9 protein-coding genes and 1 pseudogene are annotated in these 10,222 nt (G+C 60.3%); 3 read left to right on the forward strand and 7 right to left on the reverse strand.

Annotated features, from left to right (window positions below; all coding sequences use genetic code 11):
* Positions 1-33: 33 nt before the first annotated feature.
* Positions 34-264 carry a hypothetical protein gene (locus tag Q0687_RS35795; protein WP_363323934.1) on the reverse strand — a complete coding sequence of 77 codons (231 nt, stop codon included), beginning with the start codon at positions 262-264 and terminating at the stop codon, positions 34-36.
* Here Q0687_RS35795 and Q0687_RS08175 point away from each other — a divergent pair.
* A complete protein-coding gene (locus Q0687_RS08175; RefSeq protein ID WP_298874286.1) occupies positions 263-1,612 on the forward strand; it encodes an epoxide hydrolase family protein in 1,350 nt (449 codons plus the stop codon). The genes Q0687_RS35795 and Q0687_RS08175 overlap by 2 nt on opposite strands.
* Positions 1,613-1,721: 109 nt before the next feature.
* Here Q0687_RS08175 and Q0687_RS08180 read toward each other — a convergent pair whose 3' ends face one another.
* On the reverse strand, positions 1,722-2,480 hold the full coding sequence (locus Q0687_RS08180) for a sulfite exporter TauE/SafE family protein (protein ID WP_298874289.1): 759 nt from the start codon (positions 2,478-2,480) through the stop codon (positions 1,722-1,724).
* Positions 2,481-3,073: 593 nt separating this feature from the next.
* Positions 3,074-3,181 (reverse strand): annotated as a pseudogene (locus Q0687_RS08185) (IS5/IS1182 family transposase); the annotation flags it as partial.
* A 118-nt stretch (positions 3,182-3,299) separates the two neighbouring features.
* Here Q0687_RS08185 and Q0687_RS08190 point away from each other — a divergent pair.
* On the forward strand, positions 3,300-4,190 hold the full coding sequence (locus Q0687_RS08190) for a hypothetical protein (RefSeq protein ID WP_298874291.1): 891 nt from the start codon (positions 3,300-3,302) through the stop codon (positions 4,188-4,190).
* Positions 4,191-5,145: 955 nt separating this feature from the next.
* On the opposite strand, the gene Q0687_RS08195 is transcribed toward Q0687_RS08190, so the two are convergent.
* The 4 genes from Q0687_RS08195 to Q0687_RS08210 form a co-directional block, all read right to left on the reverse strand.
* Positions 5,146-5,385 carry a hypothetical protein gene (locus Q0687_RS08195; RefSeq protein ID WP_298874294.1) on the reverse strand — a complete coding sequence of 80 codons (240 nt, stop codon included), beginning with the start codon at positions 5,383-5,385 and terminating at the stop codon, positions 5,146-5,148.
* Between the two features lie 499 nt (positions 5,386-5,884).
* On the reverse strand, positions 5,885-6,097 hold the full coding sequence (locus Q0687_RS08200; protein ID WP_298874296.1) for a cold-shock protein: 213 nt from the start codon (positions 6,095-6,097) through the stop codon (positions 5,885-5,887).
* 1,144 nt (positions 6,098-7,241) lie between these two features.
* Positions 7,242-8,333 carry a TRAP transporter substrate-binding protein gene (locus tag Q0687_RS08205; protein ID WP_298874299.1) on the reverse strand — a complete coding sequence of 364 codons (1,092 nt, stop codon included), beginning with the start codon at positions 8,331-8,333 and terminating at the stop codon, positions 7,242-7,244.
* A gap of 193 nt (positions 8,334-8,526) precedes the next feature.
* Entirely contained in the window at positions 8,527-9,675 is a 1,149-nt protein-coding gene (locus tag Q0687_RS08210; protein ID WP_298874301.1) for an Mrp/NBP35 family ATP-binding protein, read from the reverse strand.
* A gap of 297 nt (positions 9,676-9,972) precedes the next feature.
* Here Q0687_RS08210 and Q0687_RS08215 point away from each other — a divergent pair.
* A partial coding sequence (locus Q0687_RS08215) for a hypothetical protein (RefSeq protein WP_298874303.1) occupies positions 9,973-10,222 on the forward strand: 250 nt, incomplete at its 3' end.

The raw sequence follows: 10,222 nt of genomic DNA on the forward strand, positions 1-10,222 counted from the left end.
CGCGCGCACAGCTGATCGCGAGAGGCGCCGATGTCAGGACGCCTCAGCGGCGACCAGACGATTTTCAATTCGCACGCTGATCTCGCCGCCGCATTGCGGCGCCCGGCCGCTGCGCACGGCGAACATGAAAGACAGACCGGCGCGCGGGATGAAAATTGGCCGGACTGGTACGCCTGTCATCTCGCGCGCGAACAGAGCGGCCAAAAAGAAATCCGCGTGAGCGCCACGCCATTGGACACCCGATAGCGCAAAGGAGATGATCATGACCACAACCCATTATCCGCGCGAGCGCACGGCGATCGATCGTGGCAGGCGCCGGTTCATGACGACCGCGACCGCAGGGATCGTGGCCGCTGGCGCCACCGGCCTGTTTCCCGGCGGCGAGGTCCTTGCGGCAAGCGGCGATGCGATCCGCCCCTTCAGGATCAACATCCCCGACAAGGCGCTCGCCGATCTGCGCCATCGCCTCGCCATGACCCGCTGGCCCGACAAGGAGACCGTCGATGACGATTCGCAAGGCGTGCCGCAGGCGACGCAGCAGGCGCTGGTCCGTTACTGGCAGACCGACTACGACTGGCGCAAGGTCGAGGCACGGCTCAACGCGCTGCCGCAATTCCTGACCGAGATCGACGGCCTCGACATTCACTTCCTGCATGTCCGCTCGAAACATCCGAACGCGCTGCCGATGATCGTGACGCACGGCTGGCCCGGATCGGTCATTGAGCAGCTCAAGATCATCGATCCCTTGACCAATCCCACCGCGCATGGCGGCAGCGCCGATGACGCCTTTGATCTCGTCATCCCCTCGATGCCCGGCTATGGATTCTCGGGCAAGCCGACCTGCACGGGCTGGGATCCGCAGCGCATCGCGCGGGCCTGGGTCGTGCTGATGAAGCGCCTCGGCTACACCAGGTTCGTCGCGCAGGGCGGCGATTGGGGCTCGCCCGTCTCGAACGAGATGGCCAAGCTCGGCGCACCGGAACTGATCGGCATACACGTTAACCTGCCCGGCGTCGTGCCCCCGGAGATATTCAAGGCGGTGGCCTCGGGCGATCCCGCGCCAGCCGACCTGACCGACGAAGAAAAGCACGTCTTCGCCCAGCTCAAGACTCAGTTCACGAAGCGCCGCGCTTATGCGCAGATCATGGGAACGCGACCGCAGACGTTGTCGGGCCTTGCAGATTCCCCGGCCGGCCTCGCCGCCTGGCTGCTCGATCACGGCGACGGCTACGCCCAGCCGGCCGCGGCGATCGCCTCGGCCGTGGCCGGACATCCCGTCAACGGCCATTCCGCAGGCGCGCTGACGCGCGATGACGTGCTCGACAATATCTCGCTGTACTGGCTGACCAACACCGCAATCTCCTCGGCTCGCCTGTACTGGGAGAACAAGATCAATCTTTATCTGCCGGCCAATGTCACCATCCCGGCCGCCGTGACGGCGTTTCCCGGCGAAAGCTTCGTCGCGCCGCGGAGCTGGGCCGAACGGGCCTACCGCAAGCTGATCTACTTCCATCAGGCCGAGGCTGGCGGTCACTTCGCGGCATGGGAGCAGCCGGCAATCTTCAGCCGCGAAGTTCGCGACGCCTTCCGCTCGCTACGCAGCACAACCTGATCACACCCGCGGCGCGCGCAAAGAAGAACCCGTCATGCCCAAGCTTGCGATCATGGGAATGGTGACGAAAGTGATCGCGACGAGGTGCACGCCGGTCGAATGCGGCCTCTCAGGCGAGATAGCCTGACACGCCGTCCCACAATAGTTTCAGCGCGGTCACCACCAGCAATCCGTAGCAGGCGCGAAAAACCTGCTGCTGATCGAGCCGCCCATGCAGGAGCCAGCCGAGCCAGACCCCGGTGGGAATGGCGAGGAGGCAAATCGTCATCACGATCCATTCGTTGCCCCTGGGATGCGTCAGCAGCAGCCAGGGCACCGCCTTGGTGGCGTTGCCAACGGTGAAGAACAGGCTGGTCGTTCCCGCATAGACCTCCTTGGTGAGACCGAGCGGCAGCAGGTACATTGCCAGCGGCGGTCCGCCGGAATGAGCGACCATGGTCGTCACACCGGAGGCAAGACCGGCTGCGACCGCCTTCGGCGTCGAGCGCGGCGCAATGATCAGCTTCGGTTCGCTCACGAGCCAAAGGCCGACGAAGATCAGGGTCACGACCGCCATCATGATCGCGACGGCGCGATGGTCGAGGACGCGAAACAACAGATAACCAAGCCCGATACCGATCACGAGCCCGGGCAACAGCAGCTTCAGATCAGGCTTCGACCAGGTCGATGGCTTCCAGTAGCGCAGCGCGAACAAATCCATCGCGATGAACAGCGGCGCGAGCAGGCCACCGGCCGTCACCGGGTCCATGACGATGGACAGGAGCGGAATGCCGACGATGGAAAAGCCTCCGCCGAAGGCGCCCTTCATGAAGCAGATCAGGAACACGCCGGCGAAGGCGACGAGGACGGTAGTGAGAGTCATCTCCATATCGGCCTCTCCGACATGACCTGGCCGCTCTCACCCTCAATGTCTCTACAGAAACTACCTGCCCGAGTTGTCTTCAATCCGAAAAAGCAGGCGGGGCAGCGCTGAAGGCACGCCAAACAACAATCCAATGAATGCGAGAAACAGGTCGAAATAACTGGGGTGCATGTGCGTAGCTCCGTAGCTCCGTAGTTCCGGGCGAACGAGGTGCAATCTCGTGATTGCCCGGAATATGCTCCGATGCATGATCCAGTACAATAACAACATTGCTCTCGGTGCAATTTGACCGCATTCTGCTGCGCAGAGATGCAGCTACGCGATGCGGTGGCATTGGCACTGGCTTCCCTCCCGCACTTACGGAGCGCAGCGAGCGCCGCTCGCGCTGAAAGGTTGGCGAGCCCGCATCTCCGCGTTCGGATTGTTAAGAATTTGCCAAGTGTGTCTCTGCGCGGCGAGAGCCCTCACCCGCCGCGCACATGGATGGTGCTGTGCTCGACAGCAACTGATTTTCCCGAGTTGCGCTCAGACGAAACCCATCGCGCGATGATAGGTCATGCAAAGATGTCCCTGCATCAGCCCGACCGATCGATGCTCGGCTAGGGCGCAGACTCATAGCGCCAGGCCAGCCATAGTCGGATAGATGCGAGCTGGACGAAGGCAAGGTCGTTGGGGGCAAACCTGTCGTAGCGCGTCGCCACCCGACGACACCCTAAGCAGACCTTTCGGCGCATTCCGCAGATCGTCTGAGTGTGGCCCGTAGCCGAAAGCACCTTGCGAGCGTCACGATATTATTAGCCATTACCGGCGTCTTCCGGTAAGGGGTTGTCGACAATTGATCCACAACTCTTGGATGTTTTTAGTGCAAGTCGGAAAATTCTTCGGCGCCGCGCCCCGACGTTCGTCGTCATCGGCTGGCTTCTCTTCTTGGTGTCGATTCCGATTTCCCTCTCGGTCGTCGCGGGGACGGCTATCAGCCTGACTTACTTCGCCGCAAGCCCACATATCCCGCTCGACAAGTACGATAACAACGCTTCGTGGATATTTCTTACCTCTGTCGCTTTTGCCGCGGTTGCGTCTTCAATCGCGCTTGCTTTTAAATTTCGAGCCACCGCGTCCGCGTTGGTGGTTGTGGTTTCGACTGTTAGCATTGCCGGCCTCTCGGTTGCTCGTTTGTTTGTGAAACCCGGACCGGATTACTTCGAGCGGCACGTCGGCCAGGATGTTTTTCTGGTGCCTTGGAAATACGTGACGACTAGCCCTGGAGTGCCCCCGGACAAAATGCCCAAGGAAATTGGTTTCTCTGCGAGTCTCTGTCTTTCCAATCTCGGAGGGCGCAATGACATAGGATGCAATGCTCGTCAGGAGGTCCATTTTTTACCCAGCGAGAACAGCGAGGCCGATCTCGACTTGAAATCATGGCGCGAGTACCGGTCCCAGATGACTCCAGACCCGGACCGTAGCGGCCACAAATCATTCGAGTTGAGCGTGACGCTGCCTAGCGGACACCCGCTGGTTTACCACTACTTCGCTCGGCTGACCCCGGATGGACAGCTCACGCGACTTGTCGTCTGTCGCGGAAGCAACGAGAAGTTCTGCAGAACTCACGCGCTGGTGGACAATTATTGGATTGAATACGGGGCGAGCGTGGCAGAGGGGGATGAGGTACTAGACAGCAAGCTCGCGGCGCTGATCGAGTCATGGCGGCGCAAGTAGCGTACCAAAATGGATGTTCAAGAAATATCTGCTTTTGGCGCCCTTCGCGTTGTTCGCCGCGGCGCAATAATACGGTGGCTTTCGGAGCAAGGCGGACGTAGTCACCACTTGCATCAGGCTGCGAGTATACGGGTACACGGCCAAGTGTCCTGAACCCAGGCACACTTGCAGCCGCGTCATAGCGATAATTTCCAAATAGCTTGCCGATGGCGCCTGAGGACGATCGTCATGCCGCGCTCGTCGCGGGCATGACGATCTGACAGTTGAGGCACTCAGCCCTGCGAGCGCCGCGACATGAAGATGTCGTAACCGACTTCTCCAACCTGGAACCAGGCATAGCTGTCGTTGGAGAATTTGGTCAGGGACTCGAACCTGCTCCCATATTCGGAAAAGGGGCAAAAAACGAAAGGATCGATCTTTCGTCTAGGGCCGTCGTAACGGGTGGTGCGGGACCGCATGTCTCCGGCGGGTCGAGCCATTACCACCAGCCCAATGCCCCTCTGGCGGCCGCCTATCTCAGGTCGGGTTGGGTGAGTTCTTGCGTCACGGAAGTGAGCCCGAACAGCAAGCATTGTTGCGATTGATCGGAACGCTGGTCGAGGCACCGCCTTTTGCGTAACAGGGCTCGCGCTCTCAGGACATTCTCGCGATCGATCAACCGCTGGAGGTCACTGAAGGTACGAAAGCTGATCTTCCGTAACGACTCGCTCGATCTTCTCGGACTTGCACTTGATGCGGTACCTTACCCGTCCATCGGACTCGATGGGCATATGCTGTACGACTGTGTAGATCGCTGGCCGTTCGGTACCGGTCCGTCCTTGTGGGCCTTGGGGTTGGTGGCGAACGTCTTCATTCAGCTTATATGCATGGGACATGTGTTGACCTCACGGTTGCGGCTGCTCCAGCGGGGCTGAATGCATCCTGTGGCTTCCGGATCCTGGCACGCTCGGGTTCGTTATTCCTCGAGTATGGATTTTGTAGCGTCGAATATCTGTTCAGCCGTGCCCTTGATTGTGCCCTTCGCCCACGCCTGAAATACGGCGACGTAAGCGTTCCTGTAAGCCTCTTCATCCGCAGAAAAGTAGACTTCGTCTGTGGCGGTATCCAAGACGAGCGCTCCTTTATCGATGCAGATTTCCTCGACCAGGACCAGGCGCTCTTCCTGCTCGGCCAGATGCCGCTTTACAATACTCATTAGATCTCCTGCTTTGCGCTTAATCTACACGTATGTCGAACGGCACGGCCGCCCAATGCACAAACGAATCGTTTCTTGAAGAGGTTGAACAGGCCGCCTCAGGCCAAGGCAGCGAACATAAACGACATGAAAGGCATCACCGGCAGCGGGGGACTCCCGCTGTCCGTGAGCATCGCTCGTCATTTGGCTCTTCGAACAGCCTTTGCTGCTTTTCGCCAGGGATCGAGCGACGATTCAGCCGCCCAGCGATCGAGGTCGCCGCCAGTCCCAACGTCACGCTTGAGTTGGCTTGACGAACGCAGTCCGGAACAGGTTGTCGGCTCTTCCCTGGGTGACTACGCGTGATGATTTTGACGCGAAGCTACCGATGAACTCAGTTATGTATCGCTTTGACTGGGGTCCATCAAAAACCCCGCTCCCAACGATTTGGGAACGGGGCATGACCACAAGCTCTGCCAGTACATCCGTGGCGAGAGCGACAGGTCTGTCGTGCTCTTACTTAAGCAGCAGCACGAAGATTTTCGGCGGCGGACTTGCCCGTACGACGGTCTGCGACGACGTCATAAGACACCGTCTGACCTTCGCTGAGAGTGCCCATGCCGGCGCGTTCGACCGCGCTGATATGAACAAAAACGTCGTTGCTGCCGTTGTTCGGCTGGATAAAGCCGAAGCCCTTTTGGCTGTTAAACCACTTCACTGTACCTGTGTTCATCAGGTCGTCCTTTCGTATACGCGCAGGAGCTGGCACGCGGAGTTGCGGCCAGTGTTCCAGTTGATCGATGTTGGAGAATGTCTGAAACGTGCGCGCCGTCAGGATCTGAGGCGAAAGCGGAACAGTTGTTCGGCAAGTATCGATGCCGCAATCCATACATCAGCAGTTGAGGAAATTCAAGAAGAAACCAATGGTCCTTCTCGTCTTGGTTGCTGGACTTGTTCGGCTGTTAAGAACCGCTCGAACCTAGTGACTGATGAATTGCTTTGAGGAGGTTCCCTTCTTGCGCACTTTCCTGCAAAGTGCGGCATGGCAAAAGTAAAAGTAAGCTTCAAACCACTCCGTAAGTCTGAACATGACTGGGTTGTGATCGCCGAGTACCCAGGCGCAGAACCCCGAGAGATCACCGGCTTTACGAGCAAAGCCGACATTGACGATTGGATGAATGGAGAGCGTCGGATCGCGTGGCTCCGATCACAAGGTTACGCGAAGTGATATGATGCCTTCTTCCTCCAACCACCCTTGCAAGGCGATACGGCCCTGATCAATGAGTGCAAGGATCTAACAATGAGCCCACGGAAACGCTCCGCCCAGCAGCAAATCGCCGACGAGGCGGACCGCAAGGCGCAAAACCCAAACGGAGCGCGGCAAACGATTGCGGACAGTCAGGCCGATCCAGAGTTCCACGAAAACCACAGACGTCTTAGAGCGGAGCGGTTAGCGCGAGAGGGCGCGGCAAAGCCGGCAGGTGAGAAGTAAGGACGATTAGCGATGGCCGACAGCGACTTGTCCAAGAACTGGTTGGCGCCTCTCTCAGCCACGCGCTGACTTGCGCTTCTTCTGGCCTTTCGCGTCGCAGCGCGCATCGAAAATCATCGGAATCGAAGCTCATCAAACAATGACCGGCAGGTCGAAATTTCGGATTATTCGATTATCGTCTTATGCCACTGTTTTGCCCGACGGGTCAAGCTCGACTCCATTCACTCGCAATGACGCTGGATAATCGATCATGAGTCGCGCCCTCACCGGCTCTACTGTGCATGGGGTTGTTTTGCGGTTTTGAGTGCGGCCTGGGTGTCGCCCACGAAAAAGCCCGGCCTCGCGAACGAGGCCGGGCTCTGTCCTCTTGCGACTTGCTCTACGATCAGCCGCGGGTGCGCGAGCGGATCATGAAGCTGTCGTAGGTGTATTCGGCGACCTGCCACCACAGATATTCGTCGGAGCGGTAGGCCTGCATCGCGTCGATCGACTTCTTGAAGTCGGGATTCTTGGCCGAGATCTCGCCCCACAGCTCGTTGGTCGCCTTGAGGCAGGCTTCGAGCACTTCGTTGGTGAAGGGACGAAGCTGCGTGCCGCCGGCGACCAGACGCTTCAGCGCCGCCGGGTTCTGCATGTCGTAACGCGCAGCCATCCAGCTGTTGGCGTTGGCCGTCGCGTTGGCGAGGATCGCCTGGTAGCTCTTCGGGAGCGAATTCCACTTGTCGAGGTTGGCAAAGGCATGGACCATCGGGCCGCCTTCCCAGAAGCCCGGGTAATAGTAGTACTTGGCGACCTTCGCGAAGCCGAGCTTCTCGTCATCGTACGGGCCGACCCACTCGGCTGCGTCGATGGTGCCCTTCTCCAGCGCCGGATAGATGTCGCCGCCGGCGAGCTGCTGCGGCACCACGCCGACCTTCTGCAGCACTTGGCCGGCAATGCCGCCGATGCGGAATTTCAGGCCGGAGAGATCAGCAACGGTCTTGATCTCCTTGCGGAACCAGCCGCCCATCTGGGTGCCGGTGTTGCCGCAGGCAAAGCCGATCACGTTCGACTTCTTGAAGAACTCGTTGCCGAGCTCCTGGCCGCCGCCCTGGTACCACCAGGAGTTCTGCTGGCGCGCGTTCAGGCCGAACGGCACCGAGGCGTAGATCGCCCAGGTCGGGTCCTTGCCGACATAATAGTAGGAGACGGTGTGGCACATCTCGACCGTGCCGCTGGTGGTCGCGTCGAGCGCCTGCAGGCCGGGGACGATTTCACCACCGGCGAACACCTGGATCTGGAACTTGTTGTCGGTCATCTCGGCGACGTATTTCGCCACCTGCTCACCGCCGCCATAGATTGTGTCGAGCGACTTCGGGAAGCTCGACGTCATGCGCCACTTGATCTCGGGCGAGGACTGCGCAATCGCCGGCGAGGCTACCGCGGCTGATGCCGCCGCGCCTGCTGCCGACACTTTCAGAAAATCACGACGCTTCATCTTCAGGTCTCTCCTTGCTGGGGCGTGTCCCCGAACTTCCTCTTTGTTGCCGCTCATTCCGGCGAGGCGATCTTCCCGCGTCGAACCGGTGGGGCTTTGCTGCCGTGGCGTTTAACACGGAAGCCCTTGCCACGGAACGCGACAATGGCATGACAGGGGGCGACGAAAGTCGCATGTCCCCAGATGATCGGCCTCAGGCTGCGGAAACCGTGCCCTTGAGCTGGTCGCGGACCTGTCCAGCGATGGCGCGATAGATCGCCGCATGGGGTCCGTCCGGCTCGCTGTCGACGACGGGATTGCCGGCGTCCGATGTGGCGCGAATCGCCATGTGCAGCGGGATCTCGCCCAGGAACGGTACTCCGAGCTTCTCCGCCTCGTGGCGCGCGCCGCCGTGGCCGAAGATGTCGGATTTCGTGCCGCAATGCGGGCACTGGAAGTAGCTCATGTTCTCGACGATGCCGAGCACCGGCACGTTGACCTTCTTGAACATGGCAAGGCCACGCCGCGCGTCGATCAGCGACAGGTCCTGCGGGGTCGAGACGATCACGGCGCCCTTCAGCGGCACGTTCTGCGCCAGCGTCAGCTGGGCATCGCCGGTGCCCGGCGGCATGTCGACGACGAGCACGTCGAGCGCGCCCCATGCAACATCGCGCAGCATCTGCGTCACCGCCGACATCACCATCGGACCGCGCCAGATCATCGCGGTCTCTTCCTCGACTAGGAAGCCGATCGACATGATGGCGAGGCCGAAGCGCCTGAGCGGAATCATCTTGCGCTCGCCGTCCAGCTCCGGCTTCTCGTGCAGGCCGGTCAGGCGCGGCACCGAGGGGCCGTAGATGTCGGCGTCGAGCAGCCCGACCTTGAGGCCGAGGTCGCGCAAGCCCAGCGCCAGGTTGAGCGCGGTGGTCGACTTGCCGACGCCGCCCTTGCCGGAGGCGACGGCGATAATCGCGCCGATGCCGGGGACGCCGATCTTGCCGGAGCGCGGCTGCTGGGCCTGCGGGGCGTGCGAATGGGAATGGCCGTGGTGATCGTGGCCGGCATGCGATGCGGCAGCCGGACGGGCGGCGGGAGCAGATGCCGAGGCAGCCTTCTTGTCCGCCGTCAGCGCCACCAGCGCGCCCTTGACGCCCGGCATTTCCTTGATGACGCGCTCGGCGGCCTGACGCAGCGGCTCAAGCTCCTTTGCCCGTTCGGCAGGCACTGTGATCGAGAAATACACCTTGCCGTCGGAGATGAAGACATCCGACACCATGCCGAGCTCGACAATATTATGTTCGAGATCGGGACCGCGCACGGTCTTCAGCGTTTCGAGAACCTGTTCCTTGGTGACCTCAGTCATGCATTCCTCACGCGTATCTTTGTGACACGTAGATAGTGGAGGGCTGCGCCTTCGCCAAACGAAATCATCATTGAGGGAAACGGAAATCGCGCAATCGAATTCCGTTGCGGCCATCTGGTCCGCCAGGCTTTCGCCTAGATGGCCGCAACGGTCTCCCCGAAAACCAAAGCGATCAGACCCACCTAGCGCAATGGCCCAAAATGACCAGAGCCTAAAGCACACTAATAATTGGGGGGCGGCGATGATCCCGAACCTGCCGTCACAAAAAAGCAACAGCCGCCGCCAGCGACCAGATGCATGAGGAAACGCATCGACAATGCTGGACGGCGGCTGGCCGAAACGGCGCCATTTTTGGCGCTCTTTTCAAAGTCCCCTCTGGACCTCTGCCAAATAAGAAGCAAGGTGCATGCCAAGTGCCGCGCTTGGCTTTACCGGTACACGGCTGTATGGCCAGCGGAACCGAAACGGACGACGACGATGGAACTGCCGAGACAATTGCGCGAACGGGTGGAAGCGATGCTGGAGGGCCAGCCGCTGGATGCGCTGA

The organism is uncultured Bradyrhizobium sp., assembly GCF_936928535.1.
Lineage (GTDB): Bacteria > Pseudomonadota > Alphaproteobacteria > Rhizobiales > Xanthobacteraceae > Bradyrhizobium.